The sequence below is a fragment of the Acinetobacter sp. YH12145 genome (assembly GCF_013418335.1).
Taxonomy (GTDB): Bacteria; Pseudomonadota; Gammaproteobacteria; order Pseudomonadales; family Moraxellaceae; genus Acinetobacter; species Acinetobacter amyesii.
Window position 1 is genome coordinate 1 of record NZ_VPCE01000006.1, and the last position, 22,562, is coordinate 22,562.

The following is a 22,562-nucleotide window of genomic DNA, read 5'->3' on the forward strand; positions in this document are numbered from 1 at the left end:
TTTCGATCAATCAATCAGTAAAAATCCACACAAGTTGTTCTTCATAATCTCTTAATGATCTTCTTGTTGGTTCGTCACCAGCAAGCTAGGTCGGCTATATTACTCTTTATTTCTAAAGAGTCAACTGGTAATTCAAATTATTTTTAAACTTATCAAATAAAACCTAACTTAATCAATTCAACCAAGTCATTGTTTTATCAGAAGTTTTAATCTTCATCACCGCCGATGGATGTGCATTCTACAGCATTTCTGATCCAACGCAACACCTTTTTTTAAATAATTATTTTGAGCGCACATTTTTCACTCAAATTACATTTTTTCATTCATATTTTGATCAAATTTGGTTTAATAGTAATAAATCAGGATTATTTGAACGTTTTTACTTATTATACGGCAAACATTTTGCCGCGCTAAAAGCGTCAGGACTATATATGCGCCAAACTTCTTTTTTATATGCAGGATTATTGTCACTTGTCGTAACAACACCTGTATTTGCAAATGACGAGTCTTCAGCACCTGTTGCTCAAGACTCTGAAGCTGCCAATAAATCAAAAACACAACAACTTGCGCATGCTGCGATGGTCAAGTCATCTGAAGTTGCAAAAAAATTATCTGTAAATGCCAATGCAGCACAATCAGAAGAAGATAAAGACCCTTTTCAGCCGATCAACCGGAAAGTTTACGCATTTAATGATTATTTAGATGTCCATATTGCTCGCCCTGCTGCTGTGCAATATGTAGCGAAAACTCCTAAGGATATTCGTGAATCTTATCGTTTATTCCGTAAAAATTTGGGCGAACCGTGGAATGCGTTTAACCAACTCATCCAAGGACGACCGACACGTGCCGCAAAAAGTCTGGGGCGTTTTACTGTTAATACACTGACAACTTTAGGCTTTGCTGACCCTGCAAGCCGTCTAGGTCTAGAAACAGAAGATGAAAACTTTGGCGCGACTTTAGGTTATTACGGTATTCCTTCTGGTCCTTATATTGTTCTACCAGTGCTTGGTCCAAGCACATTGCGCCAAACCGTCGGTCTAGCAGTAGATAGTCAAGGACGTCCACAGAAATATATGCTTGATGGTCATGATGTGGCGTATTGGTCTGAGCAAACTTTACGTGGAATCGATACTCGCGCTCAATTACTGGATATTGAAGGTGTATTACAAGGGGATAAATATGCTCAAATTCGCGACATCTATTTACAACGCCTGAATTATTCAATTTCTGAGAAAAAAGGTATCGCTGAAGAAAACTTATTTATTGATGAAGAAGATGACGATATTGATGAATCTGAAGATAATTCAACAGATGTTTCATCTGATGATTCTACCGATTTCATTGATGACAGCAGTTCAGATGATACCGACACGGTAACAACTGAATAAATAAAATTTTTCAATTGGCTGGTGTGGTTTTTCCCTCCAGCCATCATTAGCTTGCTATAGTACACTTATTGTCTATCGAAGGATTCATCTAATTCTTTATGTATTTCATTCAACCTACTCGTGATATTCCATATTTAGATCAGGTACTTGATGCGCTTCCTAGCGTACAAATGATTAACATTGAAGATCTAGACTTGTATGATCCAACGATCATTGCAATTGCTGATGTTGCCGACTTTTTAAATCACCAATGGACACTTCCTACTATTGTGCTTGCTTTTGAGCATGAAGGTGCTGCATTGGCTCAAGCTTGGCAACAAGGCGCTTTAGCAGGATGGGTTTGGGATCATATCCCAACTAACCTTCAGGTGGCACTCACTAAAATTGATGCGCAATACAAACGCAATCAAGACAGCCGTGATCTCCCTTCTGCTGCAGATTTGCAAAAACGTTTACTGCCCAACCCGATTGAACTCCACAACTATAAAATTGAAACATTCTTCCAGCCTTCAGCCTATTTATCCGGTGATTGGTACGATTACTGGAAAATCAGCGATAAAGAAATCATGTTTTATCTCGCAGATGTATCTGGTCATGGGGTGACGAGTAGTTTACTGACCTCTTGGATGGCTGCTTTCCACGGTCGTTCAAAAACCCCGAGAGAACTCATCAAAAAGCTCAATGGCATGTTGGTTCAAGAAAATATTGAAAAGCACATTACCATGATTGCGGGAATACTTAATCTCGATACGCATGTCTTGAAATGGTCTAGTGCAGGCCATTATCCGCCGGCCATTTTATTTGAACCCGGTCTTCCCGCACGAATTTTAAATACCAGTAGCTTTCCACTTGGCTTAACTGAAGACCTAGAAGTTGAAGAGTTTGAATTCACCTTAAATCGTTATTCACGCTTTGTAATTTGCTCGGATGGCGCACTTGAACCTTTTGACGGTGGATTGAATGAACAGCTAGGTCAATTGGTTTATCACTTGCAAAATCAATCATTTCAAGCACCAGACCATGTTGCTGATGATATTGCCATCCTAAGTTTACGTCGAATCAATTAATCACGAAATCAATCACTTAAACCGAATACGACTTTCTGATCATACTCGGCTACTTGAGTAAGCTGTGCCCCTATGGGATAATTTACTATCCTTCTCTGCAAATGGCATTTATATGTCAACAGGTCATGTTGAATATGCAAGCTTGAACGGAACGCATATTTTTAAGCTTATTGGCGAAGTGCGTGCCCAATCTTGTATTAGTCTAGACAAGTTATTAAACAAAATTGAACAGCAACAAAATGTCGTCGGTGCAATCGTTGATTTAACCCAAACGACATTTATCGATAGTACTGTCCTTGGCATTTTGGCGAAACTGGGTTTGAAGCTCAAACAAGTTCACCATATCCAAGCGGTAATGTTGTCTACAAACTCTGATATCACAACGCTTGCCAATAGCATGGGTTTAGGTCAAGTGTTTGTTATTTTGAATTATTGTGGTGATCCAAGTGTATGCACTCGCGCACTTATGGAAGAACACATTACCCATAGCAATATGCTGAATACGGTTTTAGATGCACACAAAACGCTGATGAAACTAAATGATAGCAACCAAAATATGTTTGAGCCTTTGGTAAAACAACTGCAAAAAGAGCAGGACAATCTAGAGCAACCCAAGCAGCAAAATGTCTAATTTAGGTTAATCACAGCAGAGACCCTCTTCGCATGACTTTACTTTCCGTTGCACAAATGAATTCTCAAAATGACATTGAAGATAACTTCAAAGTGATCGAATCATTGATGCAACTAAGTCAGGCTCAAGGTGCGAGTCTCATTGTATTTCCTGAAAATTTTGTCTGCTTTGCCGCAGGTAAACAACGTGAAACCGCGGCGCAATTTGAAAGTATTCAGCAGCGACTAGAACAACTCGCACATCGTTATCAACTTTGGATTGTTGCGGGCACACTCCCATGCCCTTATCGTCCAGATGGTTCAATCATTCAAGATGGCCGTGTCCGTACTGTCAGCCTGTGTATCAGCCCTGAACGTACCGAAGCACGTTATGACAAAATTCATTTATTTGATGTGCAAGTTGGTGACGCTGTCGGTGGCTATCAAGAATCAAAATTTTTTGAACCTGGTACTGAAACCGTAGTTGCAACAACACCTTTTGGCAATATTGGCCTGATGGTGTGCTACGACTTGCGCTTTTCTGAACTGGCTTTGAAACTTCGTAGCCAAGGTGCAAACATTTTAACGGCGCCTGCAGCTTTTACTTATACCACGGGTGAAATGCACTGGCAGTTGTTACTGCAAGCTCGTGCCATGGATAGTCAATGTGCCGTATTAGGTGCCGCACAACAAGGCTGGCATGGTGAAAAGCGTCAAACTTGGGGTCATGCTGGAGCAAGCAACAGCCGTGGTCAAATTTTAGCAATCACCGCGGAAGAAGGCGCTCAACTACTCACAGTTCCTTTTGACTTAGACGAGCAGCAACAGATTCGCGCATCAATGCCACTGATGCAGCACCGTGTTTTGGTTCAATATTGATTTTCACTCTATAAAATTACAAAAAAACTGAATATTATTTAAACAAAATCCCCCACGATATGATTTTGAACCATCATCTGAGGGATTAGAAAAATGACTTTAGAAAAAGCAGTTTATACAGCCCATGCAAAAGCCACTGGTGGTCGTGATGGTCGTGCAACGACATCCGATGGTCATTTAGATGTTCAATTGGCTGTGCCGAAAATTATGGGGGGTACAGGTAATGGTACGAATCCTGAACAACTCTTCGCCGCTGGTTATTCAGCCTGTTTTTTAGGTGCAATGAAATTTGTGTCTAACCGAGATAAAATTTCGATTACCCCTACTGCCTACGTCGAGGGTGATGTTGGTATCGGCCCTATTCCAACAGGATTTGGTATCGAAGTGACGCTTAATATTCATCTTGAGGGTATGGATGCAAGCGAGGCACAGAAATTGGTCGATGCTGCACATATTGTGTGCCCCTATTCAAATGCGACCCGAAACAATATTAATGTCACTTTGAATGTTTTGACTTAAATCCATTTGTACCTATCTATACAAAGCACTGTTTTAATTCCTTATAAAATAGTGCTTTGAGTTTTTTGACCTCTACACATCTACAGCTGAGCTCAAAATAAAATCTTATCCATTTCCAATACATTTAAATATTCATATTCAGCTACCAAAACCTTGCTAAAATATATAACGATTCTTATTTACATTCATTTATTGATCTATGATGCTTAAACCTCTCCTTATCAGTACATTGCTAATCAGCGCATCTACACTAAGTTTTGCCGAATTAACGCTGTCTGAAAAAGTCCGCCCTCAAATTAAATCCCTGGTCAATCCAGATATTCAACGTCTTGCGCTACCGCCAACACCGAACAACATGTCTTTACCTGCCTATGGTCAAGGCATCATTGGTTGGGGCACAGGCCCAGAGGGTGCAGCAGCGCGCTTAGCCAATATCAGTAAAGCCGACGTTGAAAAGCTTAAAACTCAAGATGTCACTTTAGAGATGGTTCAAACTTGGCAAAAGTTTTATGAAAATGAAACGCAGCGCAATGCAGGTAACCCAACCGCGCCCATTCGTGCTGAATTGATGAAGAAAGTTGTCAGTTTGTGGTAAGTGAAAGACCGTACAGCCCATATTTTTTGGGCTGTTTTTGTTCAAATTAAAATAAAAAATTATGAGACATTCGATAGAAAGAATAATGAATAAAATTTAAAAAATGTTTAATATTCAAACTATAATTAACTATACATCCATAAAAAATTAAAATCATTTTCAGGACTTTACAATGAAAACATACTTTTCGATGCTTTTTCTAAGCTTGGCCTTAGCCGCATGTAGCCAAACACCTGCGCCTGATTTTTCAGGGGAATGGAAACAAACACCTGACACGGAGAGCCTACGCAAACTTTCCATTAGCAAACAAGGCGATGACTACCAAATTAAAGACGAATTTTGGCTCGATAAAAATAATACTGAGCGCACTTCTAGTGCTTCATCCGGTATGGCCGAAGTGAATAATGATGTTTTGAAATATAAAGAGAGCAATAACATTGAAATGAAACTCAGTGATGCAACTCACCTCACTCTGACAGATAAAGCATACGATGCTGTTATTCATTTTGAAAAGATTAACTAAAGCAAAGCCCCGAGTCCTTGCACAGGCTTCGGGGCTTTTTTTATAATTCACACCGACTATTCAGCCGCTTCATTGGTTACACGTAAAACCTCTTCTATCGTGGTTTTACCTGCCAAAACTTTACGCAATCCATCATCACGAATTGAACCCGCATTTGCACGTACATGATTTTCTAACTCAAACTCAGCAGCATTACCATGGATGAGGCGACGTGTTTGCTCATCAATCGGGACGATTTCATAAATTGCGGTACGCCCTGTAAATCCAGTATGCGAGCATTGTTCGCAGCCTTTAGGTTGTGGCAATTTTAATTCGGTCGAGGCATCGAGATGCTTAAATAAGTCTTTTTCAAAATCATCGGCATCATGCCAAGTCGCACAATGACGGCACAAGGTTCGAACCAAACGCTGCGCCACCACACCTATCAATGAGCTTGACAGTAGAAAGGGTTCAATCCCCATGTCTTTAAGACGGGTCACTGCACCGATTGCTGTATTGGTATGCAGCGTTGAAAGTACCAAATGGCCTGTTAATGACGCTTGTACTGCAATTTCAGCAGTTTCTAAATCACGAATCTCCCCGACCATCACCACATCTGGGTCTTGTCGAAGCATGGCTTTTAATGCACGAGCAAAGGTCATATCCACTTTGGTATTGACCTGCGTCTGCCCGATCCCTTCAAGTTGATACTCAATTGGATCTTCCGCAGTCAATATATTTTTTGAACCATCATTTAGATCAGACAATGCCGCATATAAGGTTGTGGTTTTACCCGAACCCGTTGGTCCTGTAACCAAAATAATGCCATGCGGACGATGTACCAGTTGTTTCAATCGATCATAGTCATGCTGCATCAAGCCCAAATGGGTCATGTTTAAACGCCCAGCTTGTTTATCGAGTAAACGCATCACCACACGTTCACCATAGGAAGATGGTAAGGTTGATACACGAACATCAACTTCTCGGCCCGCCAAACGTAGTGAAATACGACCATCTTGTGGAATTCGCTTTTCTGCAATATCGAGTTTGGCCATGACTTTGATCCGTGACACCAACAGTGGTGCTAGTTCACGACGTGGCTGCACAATTTCACGTAACTGACCATCGACACGTAAGCGGACAGACAGCTTTTTTTCAAAAGATTCGATATGAATATCTGAAGCACCGACACGGATCGCTTCAGACAATAAGGCATTGATTAACCGTACAATCGGCGCATCATCCTCCTGATCCATCAAATCTTCAGCTTCTGGTACAGAGTCCGCAAGGCTAAGTAAATCAGGATGATCTTCCAGACCCGCTACCACTTGTTGAGACTCACCGGTGTCTCCGGCAAAGCTTGCACTGAGTAATTGATTAAACTCTTGCTCACTACATAATTGATATTGTGCAGGATGCCCTAAATAGCGACGTGCTTCTTGTAAAGCCAGCAGTGGCGTGCTGTCACGACGTACAATAAAAGCTTGATCACCCTCATATCGAAGCAATACGCCATGACGTTTGGCAAAACTATATGGTATTTGTAATTGTTTAAGTACTTGCATCACGCATTATAATGATGAAAAAAGTTGTTTTGAGTGTACTCTAAGCATCTGACAGCGTGAAGTCTGTTTTTAGGATTTATCAGGACAAGGGATATACGCATTGCCATTAGAAAATGATTTGACTGAAAAGGAATCCCCAAAACGTAAATGGTGGGGGGAATATCAATTTGAACTGAATCACCCGCGCAGTTGGCAGTTTGGGTCTTTATTGTTCCGGGTGACGCGCGGCATGCAAGAGTGGCGTATGGAATATCATCGCCCGACCTTTCAGTTTGACTATGAGCAGCAATGGCATCCGATTCAAGACCCTGAATTTGGTTTTCCACAACCCATTAAAATGGAACGTTATATGTTCCGCCAGACGCATGACAAAATTCAAATCATGCCACGTTTGGCAGATCGGTCTGTGGTGATTAAACCGGTCGATCCGATTTATATTCCAGCCGGACAGCGCGGAACGCTATATATCAGTACGCCGCTGTGGATTGCCGGCTTTGTCGAAGGTCTTAGAGAACCCTTGTTTGATATACCTGTGATTTTACCTAAAGATACTTGGTTTGGACCAAATCATCGAATGGGGGAAATTTGCTATGCCACAGCAGTCGATGGTCGTACAGAACTCAAACAACTCAAACCTCGTGCTTTTCGTGCAGTAACCCCTATTGAGTTTCATAACGTGAGTAACCAACAGATTCGTTTTGACCGAATGAATGTCCCTGTACCGGCTTTGCCATTATTTTATAGTGAAAGTACGGGACGTTTATGGACTTCACAAATTCGGGTCGTCCATGAAGGTCATGACAAACCGCCGCGGGTCAAAATTGAAAACCGTACACCGCCACAAGCCGGTGACGTAATTTATCTGCATCCGCCACGCGAGTCAGCCAATGTACTATTCAATATGTTTGATTCATTTTTCTAACGGTGAGCCATGGCAGATTTAAATATTTCGACAGAAATCACCAGCAGCCTAAAAGGAATGGTCGCCAATCTCAATACTGATCGGCTGACAGAATTATTGGTGGCTGTTTTACTAGCAGTCATCGGCTTTCTGATTGCACGTTTTATCTCGAATACCTTTATTCGTACTGTAGGTATGCGTTTCAATGCCCATCAGCAGTTGGTTTGGCGTCGCGGGATTTTCTATTTCATCTTTTTAATCTTTGTGATGGCAAGTTTAAAAGAAGCCGGCTTTAAACTCAGCGTCTTCTTGGGTGCGGCAGGTATTTTAACGGTCGCACTGGGTTTTGCCTCGCAAACGTCCGCATCCAACCTGATCAGCGGGATGTTCTTGATCGGTGAAGGGTCTTTTGAAGTTGGTGATACCATTCAATTGACACTGATTCGCGGGCATACCATTGAAGGTGAAGTAATCTCGATTGATTTACTGTCGGTCAAATTACTCACGCAGGACAATGTCTATGTCCGTTTGCCGAATGAACAACTGATTCGGGCACCTGTACATAACCTGTCTAAGTTTCCAATACGGCGAATTCCAATTACCCTTGCAATTAACTTTCATGAAGACATCATCAAAGTCCGTGAAGTTTTATTAGATGCCGTTAGTAAATATCCATTGGTCTTGGCCGATCCTAAACCTGCCGTGACCGTCACTGCCTTTCGTGAATCTTCCATTGAGCTGCTTTTTGCTATTTGGTGTCAAAGAGAGAATTTCCTGAAAGTCCGTGATGAAATGCAGGAACGGATTCGAAATGCCTTTGTCGAAAATAAAATTGAAATCCCTGTCCCGAAAATGGGTTTTGTTGACCACCCACTTTCTACACAAGCAAGCGATGCTAACGTCGATCAATATGCCAATGCGCAAGAAATTCAACGAGAGCCTCAACTCAAATAATGGTCTATCGACTTGATATGAAAGGCCCTGCATATCTTCAAATGTGCAGGTTTTTTTTATCATGTACTTTTATAGCCATCGACCTGTATAGCTTAGTGATCTCGTACCTTTAAGAATTTCATCATGGTTCAACCTTGTCATTCGGCATGGGTGCAATATAGGCAATCAAAAGCATGGCAAAACCTGCCGCCATAAATGAAATCACTCGCATGAGTGTGCCGACATGAGATAAATCCAGCAAAACCAATTTCAAAGTGACCAAGACCAAAATACTGCCGCCGAGCAGCCAAACTGAACGTAATTGGCGCTGAGTGGCAAAGCGCATACTCACCAAAGCCAATAACACCCACAGCACAGTAAAACTCAGTTGAACGGTCGCATCGCTCCAAATGTCTAAACTGTTATAAGGCGTATCCAGATACCTATGTAAGGCACGAAGCACGACATAGCTACTTAACCAAAGTAGCCCAAGGACACTCAACACGGCAGCCAAGCTACGATCTAAACCAGCTTTTAACTGTTGATTCAACATCCATAAAAAAGCCGCTAACAACAGCAAACTCACTGCATCAAAAGGATTCAGTATCGGCAAGATATATCCCACAAAGGCCTGCTGACTAAATAATTGCGAACTGATGATCCAACTTAAAGCCAAAAACAAACTGCTACGCGCTTGCCAAAACATTTTCCAGACCGGTTGCTGCGCTTGCCAATAACACCATGCACAAAATATCAGCGGCAAAATTACCACACTGATATACGGCATACTGGGTATCAGCGTCAGACTGGTCCACGCCAAGCTACTCAAAATTCCGAGACTGACCCATTCTTTTTCTTCACGTACACCGAGTAATGGTCGTAGCCAAAGCAGCGCCAAGCTCAGCCCAGCGAATGCAAAATACATCTGCTCCATCGTTGAATGCCAAAGTAACTGACCGTTCTCACTCACTGAAATAACTTGGTACAGCCCCATCACATAAACAGGCACTAGACCGGTCCACTTAATGATGGACCAACTCCACGAAGCTTTTCGTTTTAACAAGCCTTCATTCACCAACAGATAGGCCACACTGACAATCAATAAACTCAAGGCCAATTGATGACTACTCTGCAGCCAATCTAAGAGCAACATGGTGAACATAGTAGTTGCTGAGAGCATTTGCACACATTGAAAGGCAATACTCGAACTTGAAAGCTGTTTATGAAATGCAGGAACCGCGTGCGTCACGATAATGGCCGCCAAATAGCTCAAACACACGCCCCAATACATCTGTGCAGGGAAATGTGGCAGTTGAACCAAATAATACAGACTTGAACAACCCGCCATCACCAAGAGCGCCATGCCTAAATAACGGCTGATATTGGACTGCTTGTATAAGGCATATATAAATATCAATGCACCTTCAACTGCCCAACCGACCACACTCCACTGCTCTTTCAATACTATCGGTGGAATCAATACCAAGAAAATTAAGGTCAAACTCAAATAACTTTGTGCAATCAGTGGGATCACAGCACTACGTTTACTGATGCTATACAGCGCGGCAAAAAGCGCCGCGAATAGCAAGCTATACCCCGCCTGCCATACCGTTTCCTCAAAATACATCAAATACAATGCCAGATAAGCAAGCACTGGTGCGGCAAAAATCAGTGCAATATCCAAGGCAGGTTTAAGCTGAAAATGCGCAAGATCTTGTTTCGCCAATAACTGACTAAAACGAAAACCGAGCCAAATAAAAATCGCAGCGTGAGCTAAAACCAACACGCTCATCATCTGACGTTCGGTGGTGTATCCGTGGTAAAAAGCATATCCTCCACCCATAATCACCGTCATCAAAAAAGCGATTTGATTCAGATATTTCCACGGTCTTAATGTACTCATGACCGCAACAGCAATATTAATCACAAGATAATAGGCAATAAATTCCGTTGCAGTTGCATCACGAACAGGCAAGGTAAATGGCGCAAGATAGGCGATCAGCATTGCCATAATTGCCAGTTCTACCGACTGTTGTTTCAAACTGAGCCAAATCGTCAATGCCATAAGTGCAGCATATAGTAAACAAGCTATGCCAAAGCCCGGAATGACGGCATTGTAATAGGCAAAAAATAAAGTCAAAAACAGCGCTGCAAGACCTAGACCTTCTAGAGCCAAGGCAAAACTGCGATTTTTGGTTTGTAGCCAAAAACCCAGTCCCACAACACCAGCACTGATCAAACTCACGATCAGCAGTTTCATGGCCAAGCTTAGTTGCCAATGCTCTGTGGCAAATCTGAGTAATAGCACCACGCCAATCACCAAGACCAATACCGCCACTTTTAACACGGGATTGCCTTGGAAAAGCCATTGCTGAATTTGACTAGATAGATTTAGCGCAGACTTGGATGGTGTATTAGAAAGCGTTGAATTGAATGTTGCCTGATGTCTAACTGTACCAATTGCCGTCTCGGGATGTACAGATGGTGTATCATCAGAATCAAAATTTTCAGGACGATCTATTGTCGACGCTGATATTGAAGTAGCTGCATGAATCGATTGCGACTGGAGCGCACGTCCTTGCAATAAATGCAGCTGATGTTCCAATCGTTTCAGCCAACGCAGAAAAAAATAAACCCATAGGCTAATCCCAATCGCAACCAAGTATCCCAATTCTGTTAACAGTCCAACGACCGTTAATAACGATGCAATATATAATGGAACCTTTGATGTCATTTGAAATGGTTGTTTTGATGAGCTCAGTGCATCAGCGCCGTGCTGTAAATCATCGACATAATTCATCACACTGAGCATAAAACCGATGCCACTGATATAACTCAGGATACGGAGGTCTAAGTACCATGCCCCGATCCCTACCAAGATCAGCGTCATCAACCAAATCATCTTGATTTCATTATTCTGTTTCAGCATACCTGCTTCGTCATTTTCCTGAATGTTTTGATGATACATGAGCCTGACCGATGGATTAAAACTATTCATCAGTGATTCGGTAAGTTACATATACAATCTAGACTCAGCGTACGGGCAAAAAATCACGTACAATAAAACCGTTTTTAGGATTAGGAAATTATCAATGCCACCATTTGTCTTGGTCGATGGCTCATACTTTTTATTTCGTGCTTACCATGCACTGCCACCATTAACCACTTCAACCGGTTTGCATACCAATGCAATCCGAGGTGCCATTTCTGCCATCCAAAAATTAATGCGTCGTATCCAACCGACGCACATGGCCGTTATTTTCGATACACCTGAACCAACCTTCCGTCATGAATTGTCCCCAATTTATAAGGGTGACCGTCCAAGCATGCCTGAAGAATTATCACAACAAATTCCATATCTTCATGCGTTAATTCGTGCTCTAGGGATTCCACTACATATGTTGCCAGGCGCTGAAGCCGATGACATTATCGGAACTTTAGCCAAACGCGCTGAAGCAGCCGGTCATCAAGTTTTGATCTCCACTGGTGACAAAGACATGGCACAGCTCGTTACTGAGCGTGTCACTTTAGAAGACAGCTTCAAAGACAAACCGATGGACGTTCAAGGCGTTTTTGAAAAATTTGGGGTGTGGCCGAATCAAATCATTGACTACCTCACGCTGATGGGCGATGCCTCTGACGGCATCCGTGGTGTACCCGGTGTTGGCGCAAAAACAGCAGCGAAACTTTTAACCGAGTACGGCTCGATTGGCGGCATTTTAGAAAATGTCGACAGCATTAAAGGTAAAGTCGGTCAAAACATTAAAGACAATGTTGAAGGAATTGCTCTTGACCACCAACTGGCGAGTATTGTTTGTGACCTCGACATGGGCCTTAAATACGAAGATTTGAAACTTGCCGATCCAAATATTCCAGCACTGCGTGATTTATATACGGAACTAGAATTCCGTAACCAACTGCAGTCATTAGATCATCCGAACAACCCCAATGGCGCAACTTACAAACAAGCAGCCAAAGCCATCAACACCACGGCGACTGTAGCCAATGCACCTGAAGTTGAAGATCAAGCGGACAAAACTAGTGTTGATGATTTACTCGGTGAAGCTCGTTATCACACAGTATTGACCCAAGAAGATTGGGATGTGTTATTCAAGCGTCTAAGTACTGAAAAGCGTTTTGCCTTTGATACCGAAACCACTAGCCTTGACTACCGCGTGGCGCAGATTGTAGGTTTCTCGGTGGCTTTAGATGCACATGATGCCTATTACGTGCCGCTTGCGCATGATTATGAAGGTGCGCCGCAACAACTTGATCGCGACACAATTCTGAATCAACTCAAACCTTTACTTGAAGATAATGACGTACAAAAAATTGGTCATCATCTCAAATATGATGCACATGTCTTAGAAAATCATGGCATTCATTTGGCAGGTTGGTATTTCGATACCATGTTGGCCTCTTATGTCCTTAACTCTGTGGCTACACGTCATGGGATGGATGACGTCGCACGTTTGTATTTAAGTCATCTCACAACGACGTTCGAACAAGTGGCTGGCAAAGGTGCAAAACAAAAGACCTTTAACCAAATTGAGCTTGAAACTGCAGCTCATTATGCCGCAGAAGATGCCCATGTGACCTATCGTCTATATGAAGTACTCGATAAGAAGTTACAAGCTCACCCGGAGCTGATCAATATTTTGCACGATATTGAAATGCCTGTTGCCCGTGTTCTAACCTCTATGGAAGAAAACGGCATTGAGCTAGATATGAACTTCCTCGACCAACTTGGTGTGGAATTTGCCAATACCATTCAAAATTTAGAAACCGAAATTACCGATCTTGCGGGTCAAAGCTTCAATGTCAGCTCACCAAAACAAGTGGGTGAGATTCTGTTTGATAAATTAGGTTTAAAAGGCGGTAAGAAAACTTCTACAGGTCAGTACAGTACCAGTGAAAGTGTGTTAGAAAAAATCGATCATCCGATTACTGATTTAATTTTGGAATATCGTGGTCTTTCTAAACTGAAAAGCACCTATACCGACGGTCTATTAAAGCAAGTGAATGATGACACACATCGTGTGCATACCAGTTACCACCAAGCTTTAACGGCTACAGGTCGTTTGTCATCTACCGATCCAAACTTACAGAACATTCCTGTCCGTGAAGATATTGGACGTCAAATCCGTAAAGCTTTTATTGCACCTGAAGGTCGCATTTTATTGGCAGCCGATTATTCGCAAATCGAATTACGTTTAATGGCGCATTTCTCGCAAGATCATGCCTTGGTCGATGCTTTCAATCATGGGCAAGATGTACATAAACGTACTGCAGCAGAAGTTTTGGGCATTCCACTCGATGAAGTGACCAGCAACCAACGTCGTCAAGCCAAAGCGGTGAACTTCGGTCTGCTCTACGGCATGTCAGAATTCGGTTTGACCCGTCAACTGGGTTTCACTCGAGAAGAGTCGCGTAACTATATTGGTAAATACTTCCAACGCTACCCTGGTGTTTTAGAATATATGGAACGTACTCGCCAAGTCGCACGTGAACAAGGTTTTGTGGAAACTATTTTAGGTCGTCGTCTATATACACCGGACATTATGGCGAGCAACAAAATGGTGAAACAAGGCGCTGAACGTGCAGCGATTAATGCGCCGCTACAAGGTTCTGCGGCGGATATCATTAAACTGGCCATGATTGCAGTCGATAAAATCTTACCGAAAGATCAAGCCAAAATGTTACTGCAAGTACACGATGAATTGGTATTTGAAGTTGATGCTGCAATTGCCGATGAACTCTCTGCCCAACTGACTGAAGTGATGCAATCTGTGTTGAAAATTTCCGTTCCACTGATTGTGGAAGTCGGTCAAGGTAATAACTGGGACGAAGCACACTAATTCATTCACGTTCATTCACGCCTTTCTCCCTCTAAGAGGAAGGTTGGGATAGAGGTGAGATATTTCTACTAACTAAGAAATTTCTTGTTTTACACCTCATTTTAAATCCACAAAAAAAGGACGCCTCGGCGTCCTTTTTAATTTAACTCGTCTTAGCTCAGATTAAAGACCAGTCAATAATGCAATTGCGACTTGCTTCATAATGGTTTCCGCAACCAACAATGCCAAAATCGCAAAAATTGGCGATAAGTCAATCATCCCCATATTTGGAAGGATACGACGGAATGGTGCAAGTAGCGGTTCTGCCAATTCTTGAACCACTTCAATATAAGGCGAACGTGACTGACTAAACATCACGACCCAACTCAAAATAATCGATGCAAAAATTAAGTAACGACAGAAACGGATTAAATCCTGAATCATGGTCACAAAGGTCATAATGATCAGATGGAATGGACTATTCACTGCCACGCCAGACAAATACATCAAACCAAACATTTTTAACAAATACAGAATCACCACCAACACTAAGGCCGCTGTATTTACCCGCCCTTTTGCCAAAGTGGGGAAAATTCGGCTAAAGATATCGACAATTTTTGTTGCTTTTGCTGTTGCCAAAACCACAGGGTTATATGGACTCACGGCAGCAAGCTGCATTAAAAAACGGAAAAATACGAGCAAAATTGCAACGTTAATAATGATTCCAAAAATTTGAGCAGAGCCCATACTTGAACTTTCCTAAATCAAATCGAATTATTTGGTGCTTTCGCTTAACTCTTGTGCCAACTCTTGGCTACGCTTTTGCGCTGCGGCTAAAGCGGCCTGAATATTTTGTGAAATTTGAGCATGATCAAATACTTCAATCGCAGCTTGTGTTGTACCGTTTGGAGAGGTTACATTTTTACGCAACTCCGCAGGACTGTTGGCACTGGTAATCGCCATTTGTGCAGCGCCCAATGCAGTTTGCAAGGTTAGTGCTGTAGCCACTTTTTCATCCAAACCCATGTTTTTACCTGCACGGATCATACTTTCCATCATATAGAAAAAGTATGCAGGACCTGAGCCAGAAACAGCTGTTACCGCATCAATTTGCGCTTCTGAGTTTACCCAAAGTGTTAAACCCGTTGAAGCCAAAACTTGACTTGCAAGATCACGATCTTCAGCTGAAACCGCTTCACCTGCATATAAGCCATGCGCACCGGTTTGAACTAAAGCCGGTGTATTTGGCATGACACGAACAATACGCTCTGTGCCTAATAGTTTTGAAATCGTTGCAATTTCTGCACCTGCAACAATTGAAATCACCAACTTCCCTTCTAGCAAACCTTGTAATGGTGCCAAAACTTTTGCCAACACCTGAGGTTTAACCGCAAAAAGAACAATGTCAGCATCTCGAATTGCCGCAACATTATCATCGGTCACATGCAAATCTTTTTCAGCCAAAAGCTCACGTACTTTTTCTACGGGATCTGAAACTGTAATACGTGTAGTCGGGACACCACGTGCAATTAGGCCACCAATTAAAGCCTGTGCCATGTTGCCGCCACCAATGAAACTGATATTACAATTTAGAATTGCGCTCATGATTGAAGATCCGATATTGCAGATTTAGCGTTAAGAGATAATGTCGGTTGCCAGCCAGCTTGAGTACAAAATTCAGACTGCGCCAACCAAAAGCCCTGAGGCGTAAAGACGCCTAGCATAACATTATCTCGGCTTAATATTTGAATAGTATGACGCTGCCACGGAAAAATTTGCGCCTGTTGAATGGCTTTTTTCAACGGCCAACTTCCGACACGGCCATATAAATGAATTTTTTCACCTCCAAGACGTGGGCGAATCTGCAGTTGCTGCCCCAATAATTCAGGTGATAAACCAACCTCTGAGGGTTGAATCACAAAATGGCCGGCAGGCAACTTGAGGCACTGACCTGCAACACAAGTTACAACCTCAACCTCTTGAATGGATTCTGCTGGCAGATAATCCGCTTTGGCAATCCGATGAAGTTGCTGTTGAAAGCGCAGATAATAAAATCCATTCCAGTGTAGTGCCGCTTGCGAGTCTTCGCGTGAGTTAATCACTTCTGAAACTAAACGCTGTACCATTTCAAAGCTTGGACGATATTGCCCCTCACCTTTCATCCAGTGCGATAACAACTGACGCTGACGTGCCAGACTGAGCTGTTGTAAAGCCTCCAAAGATAACACTTGCGATGAACCACAGGCAGCTAAATCTTGTTGCAACACCTCAAGTAAAATTTCATCAGCATCTTGCATCAAGTAACTGGTTCGACTCAGAGCTTGCTGCATTTTAGGAAATCGATCGCTGAGTAACGGCCACAAAATCTCACGACTCCACGCGCGGTCATAGTCGGTATCAAAATTGGTGAGATCTTGAATATTTTGCACATGCAGCTGTGCTGCCCATTGGCAAATTTGCTCACGTGAAAGATCCAATAGCGGACGCCATAATGTAAAATCTTCACGTACATCGAATTTTTTCATGGCAGCAAGGCCATGGACACCGGCACCTGAAAGTAGCCGCAATATCAGTGTCTCGGCTTGATCTTGCTGATGATGCGCGAGTACTAATATTTCATCTGCTTGTAAATGTTGGGCAAAGGCTTGATAGCGGGCTGAGCGGGCTTGGTTTTCAAGGTTACCTTGCGCAACCTGAACTTTTTGTATAATGAATGGAAGATTTAGCGCTGCACACTGAGCACGTACAAACTCACCCCAAGCGTGACTACACGCTTGTAGTTGGTGATCAATATAAATTACCCGCATTTTTTCAGGGCACAAAAACGACATAAGATGCAGCAGCAACATGGAATCCATGCCACCACTACATCCTATTAAAAATCGGCTTTGTTCAGGCAGCGCCTGAATTTGACTTAAGCAGTCAGCCCTAAATTGTCGCTGCCAAACTTCATTAAACGCTGATAACGCGCTTCGCATCGTTCGTTTGCATCCATTGGTTGCAGTTCTTCTAGAGCTTGCTTCAAGACCACTTTCAAATCCTGCATGACTTTTTCAGGGTTTAAATGTGCGCCCTCCGCTTCGTCCACCACGTATTCCACAATGCCCATCTTCTGCAATTTATCTGCCGTCAATGCCAATGCTTCACTTGCTTGCTCTGCTTTTTCTGCAGTTTTCCACAAAATAGATGCACAGCCTTCCGGTGAAATCACTGAATAAATACTGTGAGATAACATAATCACACGGTCAGCTACGCCGATACCGAGCGCACCACCCGAACCACCTTCACCCAATACCGTTGCCACTACAGGCACTTTAAGTGAAGAAAGCTGAGCTAAGCTAGTTGCAATCGCTTCGGCCTGACCACGCTCTTCTGCACCCACACCTGGGTACGCACCCATGGTATCAATAAAGGTAAAGACTGGCAGATTAAAACGCTCGGCCATATCCAATAAACGCTGTGCTTTACGGTAACCTTCGGGGTTACTCATACCAAAATTATGCTGTAATTTTTCACGTGTACTACGACCACGGTGCTGACCTACGATCATCACAGGCTGACCATCTAAACGAGCCAAACCACCAATCATCGCTCCGTCATCACCAAATAGGCGGTCACCGTGCAAAGCATCGAACTCTGTAAAAATTTCGCCAACATAATCCAAAAACTGCGGACGTTCAGGATGACGTGCGATCTGAACCGTAGTCCAGGCTTTAGATTGAGCTGCTTTATTTTTCATAGGTCGATCATTATCCCTAACTTAACTGGTCTGTTAATTGATAAATTGTTCCGACTGGATATTCAGTTCAATATCCCAATGCTTAAATTGCACCTGCTCATCATGCAAGTCTGCAACCAACAAAGGCCACTGTTTGGCATCACCAGAAACACTAAGTTGCCATTGTTGCGCATTGTCCACGCTTAATTCAATGGCAGGAAGCATCTCATCGCTGCGACTATGATTTAATAAAACTGCTAAACGAAGCAATAGACATAAGTAAACAAGTTTGTTACCACCGACTTTCATCACATCAATGCGCGCGTCACTACGTAACTTACGACGATGATGCGCCACTAAATGCGACAAATGGTTTTGATCAATTTGTGAGAAACCCGGAATATCCGAATGTTGCAGTAAATAAGCACCATGACGATGGTAACCACTATGACTGATCGCTAAGCCAATTTCATGCAAATACGCTGCACGACGCAGTAAATCACTGTCATCACTGGTCAAATTCAGTGCGGTCGCCACACCATTAAACAGTTGTTGAGCGGTATTTACCACACGTTCAGCTTGTTTCATATCTGCGTTGTAGCGACCCATCAACGCATGTACAGAACGGTCACGAACATCTTCATGTTGGAAACGTCCCAATAGGTCGTACATCACGCCTTCACGTAACGCGCCATCAGAATAAACCAATTTATCGATATTCAACACATCAAAGACGGCATACAAAATGGCAATGCCGGCTGGCAAAACTGCTCGACGGTCTTCTTTTAGACCATCAAATTCCATTTCATTGACATGCTTATATTTAAGCAATTTATCTTTGAGTTTAAATAAACCGTCACGTGTCAGTTCTTCCTGATCGTTGCTCCAGCCCATATTGACACAAATCTGACGACATGCTTTGATCGTGCCACTTGAACCGACAACAGTATCCCAGCCCGCAGCTTTATAAGTGTTGGCAATGCCTGCGATTTCCTTGCGAGCAGCATTTACCGCTTTATCAAAACTTTTCAGGTTAATTTCACCATCAGCAAAAAACGCTTTGGTAAAAGCGACACAGCCCATTTGCACAGATTCTGTATGAATCGGTTCAAACTCTTCACCAATAATCAACTCTGTTGACCCCCCACCGATATCAATCACAAGGCGGCGACCACTATTTGCCATAGTATGTGAAACCCCTAAATAAATGAGACGGGCTTCTTCACGACCAGCAATGATTTCAATTGGTTTTGGTAAAATTTCAGCGGCTTTTTGAATAAATTCATGACCATTTTTTGCTTGACGCAAGGCATTAGTCGCCACAATACGTAAACGGTTAGCTTGTACAGGATTTAAACGCCCCACAAAACGTGCTAGGCAGGCTAATCCTCGTTGCTGTGCGGCTTCAGTCAAATTTTTATTTTCGTCTAGACCTGCGGCAAGCTGTACTTTTTCTGACATTGATGCAACTTTTTTCACTTCACCATGGTCTACGCGTGCGATAGCCAAGTGGAAGCTGTTCGATCCCATATCGATAGCAGCAAGTAATTCTTCATCAATCAAAAAATCAGACATTATTCAAAAAAACCTGTTCAGAATTGTGCTTAGATTAATTCACATACATGTAATTTAAAAGCCATTTATGAGTAGTTCGGGCGGAACTTATCGATTTTTTATCTGAAGCAATGATAGTCATACACGATCATCGGCATCGTGATCATCCATTAGACAAACTCGCCATTCAGGTCGAAAATTTACATAACCCCCTACATTGTTATAGTTGGCTATGTAATACTTATAAACATAGAGTCAACTTAAAAATTAATTCCGGAGCAAAATCCATGTCTGGCAATATCGTAAATACAACTGATGAAAACTTCCAAGCCGATGTACTAGAGTCTGATACTCCTGTACTTGTAGATTTCTGGGCAGGTTGGTGTGCTCCTTGTAAAGCCATTGCACCTGTACTTGAAGTACTTTCAACTGAGTTTGAAGGCAAAGTTAAAATCGTTAAAGTAGACGTAACTTCTTGCGAACAAACAGCTGTAAACTACAACATCCGTAACATTCCTGCATTATTAATGTTTAAAAACGGCGAAGTTGTAGCAACCCAAGTCGGTGCCGCACCAAAATCTAAATTGACAGCTTTCATCGAAGAAAACATCTAATATTTTTTCGATAAAAACACTCGAAAATACGCTGTTTTACACAGCGTATTTTTTTGGTTGATAAATTGACAAATGCTGTGTTCTCTCTTATATTGTTTACTCAAGAAATTAAGGATCTCAAATCCTGTCATTTTCTTACAACACAACACATAAAATGCCGCTCGGCAACAGAATTGTTTTTCACATCTCTCTTCATATAACGAATCAGATCTCTGAATTGTTTTGTGCAAACCAATTGCTATCGTTTCTTGCATGATCGCGGCACATTTGTTGCTCCCTTTTCCAACCTGTACCTCAGAATTTTAGATTCTATCTGACCACCTATGAACTTAACCGAACTCAAGAAAAAACCGATTGGCGAACTCATCAAGATTGCCGAGTTTATGGGCCTCGAAGGAATGGCTCGTAACCGTAAGCAAGATATTATTTTTGCCATCTTAAAGCGCCACGCAATGAACGGCGAAGAGATTTTTGGTGATGGCGTTCTAGAAATTCTGTCGGACGGCTTTGGTTTCTTACGCTCTGCAGCGGGTTCTTACCTAGCCGGCCCTGACGATATCTATGTGAGCCCATCACAAATCCGTCGCTTCAACCTTCGTACTGGTGACACTATTACAGGTACGATTCGTCCACCTAAAGAAGGCGAACGTTACTTTGCATTATTAAAAGTTAATCAAATTAACTACGACACACCAGAAAACTCACGTAATAAGATTCTTTTCGAAAACTTAACACCTTTATTTCCAACCGAACAATTGGTAATGGAATTAGGTAATGGTACAACAGAAGACTTAACTGCGCGTGTGGTTGACTTGGTTGCTCCGATTGGTAAAGGTCAACGTTCAATTATCGTTGCACCGCCAAAAGCGGGTAAAACCATGTTGTTACAAAACATCGCACAGTCGATTGTTCGTAACAATCCTGAATGTTTCTTGATTGTCCTTCTAATTGACGAACGTCCTGAAGAAGTAACAGAAATGGAACGTACTGTTCGTGGTGAAGTGGTTGCTTCAACATTCGATGAATCACCAGCTCGTCACGTACAAGTTGCAGAGATGGTGATCGAAAAAGCTAAACGTCTTGTAGAACACAAAAAAGACGTGGTGATTTTGCTTGACTCAATTACTCGTTTAGCACGTGCTTACAACACCGTAATCCCTTCATCTGGTAAAGTTCTTACTGGTGGTGTGGATGCCCATGCTTTAGAACGTCCAAAACGTTTCTTCGGTGCAGCACGTAATATCGAAGAAGGTGGTTCACTGACAATTATCTCAACTGCCTTGATTGAAACTGGCAGTAAGATGGATGAAGTGATCTACGAAGAATTCAAAGGTACAGGTAACCAAGAAATTACCCTAGACCGTCGTATTGCTGAAAAACGTGTGTTCCCTGCGATGAACATCAAAAAATCAGGTACACGTCGTGAAGAGCGCCTAATGTCTGAAGATAACCTACGTAAAGTTTGGATTTTACGTAAATTGCTTCATACACAAGACGAACTTGCAGCGATGGAATTCTTGCTTGATCGCATGAAAGAAACCAAAACCAATGATGATTTCTTCGATCAAATGAAACGTAAAGCATCCAACTAAGTTGAATGTTTGACTGAAAAGGCCATCTATAACGATGGCCTTTTTATTTGGTTGACTTTAGTTACACAAAGAAACATTTGATAGATCTCCATGTAAACTTATTTTCAAGCTTCTGATTATAAAAAATATATTTTAAAAAACCCTATTCTTTTTAGTAGTTTATTGCTATTTCGCCAATATAAAACTTTCTCTTAATTGTTATTTTCTGTTAAAAAATGGCCGTTTTTCACCTATTTTTAACGGTTTTTTCAAAGTCAGTAGTAGCATTTCAAAATACTCAGTGATAGCA

General features: G+C 42.2%; 19 protein-coding genes. 12 read left to right on the forward strand and 7 right to left on the reverse strand.

Going from position 1 to position 22,562, the window contains the following annotated elements; genetic code table 11:
* The first annotated feature begins 431 nt into the window (after positions 1 to 431).
* The 7 genes from FTU80_RS07405 (at position 432) to FTU80_RS07435 (ending at position 5,580) form a co-directional block, all read left to right on the forward strand.
* A complete protein-coding gene (locus FTU80_RS07405) occupies positions 432 to 1,388 on the forward strand; it encodes a VacJ family lipoprotein (protein ID WP_180065847.1) in 957 nt (318 codons plus the stop codon).
* A 98-nt stretch (positions 1,389 to 1,486) separates the two neighbouring features.
* Entirely contained in the window at positions 1,487 to 2,455 is a 969-nt protein-coding gene (gigA, locus tag FTU80_RS07410; protein ID WP_078192616.1) for an RsbU family protein phosphatase GigA, read from the forward strand.
* 112 nt (positions 2,456 to 2,567) lie between these two features.
* The gene (gene gigB, locus FTU80_RS07415; RefSeq protein ID WP_078189558.1) at positions 2,568 to 3,086 is read left to right on the forward strand and encodes an anti-anti-sigma factor GigB; all 519 of its coding nucleotides are present in this window, start codon (positions 2,568 to 2,570) and stop codon (positions 3,084 to 3,086) included.
* Between the two features lie 32 nt (positions 3,087 to 3,118).
* On the forward strand, positions 3,119 to 3,943 hold the full coding sequence (locus tag FTU80_RS07420) for a carbon-nitrogen hydrolase family protein (protein WP_180084644.1): 825 nt from the start codon (positions 3,119 to 3,121) through the stop codon (positions 3,941 to 3,943).
* A 93-nt stretch (positions 3,944 to 4,036) separates the two neighbouring features.
* Positions 4,037 to 4,462: an organic hydroperoxide resistance protein gene (locus FTU80_RS07425; RefSeq protein ID WP_078192618.1), complete on the forward strand. Its 426-nt coding sequence runs from the start codon at positions 4,037 to 4,039 to the stop codon at positions 4,460 to 4,462.
* A gap of 202 nt (positions 4,463 to 4,664) precedes the next feature.
* Positions 4,665 to 5,057 (forward strand): DUF4951 domain-containing protein, encoded by a 393-nt coding sequence (locus FTU80_RS07430; protein WP_180034859.1) that lies wholly within the window; start codon positions 4,665 to 4,667, stop codon positions 5,055 to 5,057.
* Between the two features lie 172 nt (positions 5,058 to 5,229).
* Positions 5,230 to 5,580, forward strand: coding sequence for a hypothetical protein (locus tag FTU80_RS07435; protein ID WP_180084645.1), 351 nt, complete (start codon positions 5,230 to 5,232; stop codon positions 5,578 to 5,580).
* A 56-nt stretch (positions 5,581 to 5,636) separates the two neighbouring features.
* On the opposite strand, the gene gspE is transcribed toward FTU80_RS07435, so the two are convergent.
* Positions 5,637 to 7,124 (reverse strand): type II secretion system ATPase GspE, encoded by a 1,488-nt coding sequence (gspE, locus tag FTU80_RS07440; RefSeq protein WP_180084646.1) that lies wholly within the window; start codon positions 7,122 to 7,124, stop codon positions 5,637 to 5,639.
* A gap of 100 nt (positions 7,125 to 7,224) precedes the next feature.
* Between gspE and FTU80_RS07445 the strand changes: the two genes are divergently transcribed.
* Positions 7,225 to 8,046, forward strand: a complete 822-nt coding sequence (locus FTU80_RS07445) for a hypothetical protein (RefSeq protein WP_078192622.1) — start codon at positions 7,225 to 7,227, stop codon at positions 8,044 to 8,046.
* Between the two features lie 9 nt (positions 8,047 to 8,055).
* Complete coding sequence (locus FTU80_RS07450) at positions 8,056 to 8,979, forward strand: mechanosensitive ion channel family protein (RefSeq protein WP_180007243.1); 924 nt, start codon at positions 8,056 to 8,058, stop codon at positions 8,977 to 8,979.
* A gap of 121 nt (positions 8,980 to 9,100) precedes the next feature.
* On the opposite strand, the gene FTU80_RS07455 is transcribed toward FTU80_RS07450, so the two are convergent.
* Positions 9,101 to 11,887 (reverse strand): DUF2339 domain-containing protein, encoded by a 2,787-nt coding sequence (locus tag FTU80_RS07455; RefSeq protein WP_180084750.1) that lies wholly within the window; start codon positions 11,885 to 11,887, stop codon positions 9,101 to 9,103.
* Positions 11,888 to 12,050: 163 nt separating this feature from the next.
* Between FTU80_RS07455 and polA the strand changes: the two genes are divergently transcribed.
* Positions 12,051 to 14,816, forward strand: coding sequence for a DNA polymerase I (gene polA, locus FTU80_RS07460; protein WP_180034861.1), 2,766 nt, complete (start codon positions 12,051 to 12,053; stop codon positions 14,814 to 14,816).
* 162 nt (positions 14,817 to 14,978) lie between these two features.
* Here polA and FTU80_RS07465 read toward each other — a convergent pair whose 3' ends face one another.
* Genes FTU80_RS07465 through ppx form a run of 5 tightly spaced genes read right to left on the reverse strand, consistent with a single transcriptional unit; the run spans position 14,979 to position 20,088 of the window.
* Positions 14,979 to 15,542: a YggT family protein gene (locus FTU80_RS07465; RefSeq protein ID WP_078189567.1), complete on the reverse strand. Its 564-nt coding sequence runs from the start codon at positions 15,540 to 15,542 to the stop codon at positions 14,979 to 14,981.
* 27 nt (positions 15,543 to 15,569) lie between these two features.
* On the reverse strand, positions 15,570 to 16,400 hold the full coding sequence (gene proC, locus FTU80_RS07470; RefSeq protein ID WP_180007240.1) for a pyrroline-5-carboxylate reductase: 831 nt from the start codon (positions 16,398 to 16,400) through the stop codon (positions 15,570 to 15,572).
* Positions 16,397 to 17,773 carry a tRNA lysidine(34) synthetase TilS gene (tilS, locus tag FTU80_RS07475; RefSeq protein WP_180084647.1) on the reverse strand — a complete coding sequence of 459 codons (1,377 nt, stop codon included), beginning with the start codon at positions 17,771 to 17,773 and terminating at the stop codon, positions 16,397 to 16,399. The genes proC and tilS overlap by 4 nt, the downstream gene beginning before the upstream one ends.
* Positions 17,710 to 18,534 carry an acetyl-CoA carboxylase carboxyltransferase subunit alpha gene (locus FTU80_RS07480; protein ID WP_078189570.1) on the reverse strand — a complete coding sequence of 275 codons (825 nt, stop codon included), beginning with the start codon at positions 18,532 to 18,534 and terminating at the stop codon, positions 17,710 to 17,712. The genes tilS and FTU80_RS07480 overlap by 64 nt, the downstream gene beginning before the upstream one ends.
* A 33-nt stretch (positions 18,535 to 18,567) precedes the next feature.
* The gene (gene ppx, locus FTU80_RS07485; RefSeq protein ID WP_078192628.1) at positions 18,568 to 20,088 is read right to left on the reverse strand and encodes an exopolyphosphatase; all 1,521 of its coding nucleotides are present in this window, start codon (positions 20,086 to 20,088) and stop codon (positions 18,568 to 18,570) included.
* A gap of 266 nt (positions 20,089 to 20,354) precedes the next feature.
* Between ppx and trxA the strand changes: the two genes are divergently transcribed.
* Entirely contained in the window at positions 20,355 to 20,681 is a 327-nt protein-coding gene (trxA, locus tag FTU80_RS07490; protein WP_078192629.1) for a thioredoxin, read from the forward strand.
* Positions 20,682 to 21,004: 323 nt separating this feature from the next.
* Positions 21,005 to 22,273, forward strand: coding sequence for a transcription termination factor Rho (gene rho, locus FTU80_RS07495; RefSeq protein WP_067731074.1), 1,269 nt, complete (start codon positions 21,005 to 21,007; stop codon positions 22,271 to 22,273).
* The last annotated feature ends 289 nt before the right edge of the window (positions 22,274 to 22,562 follow it).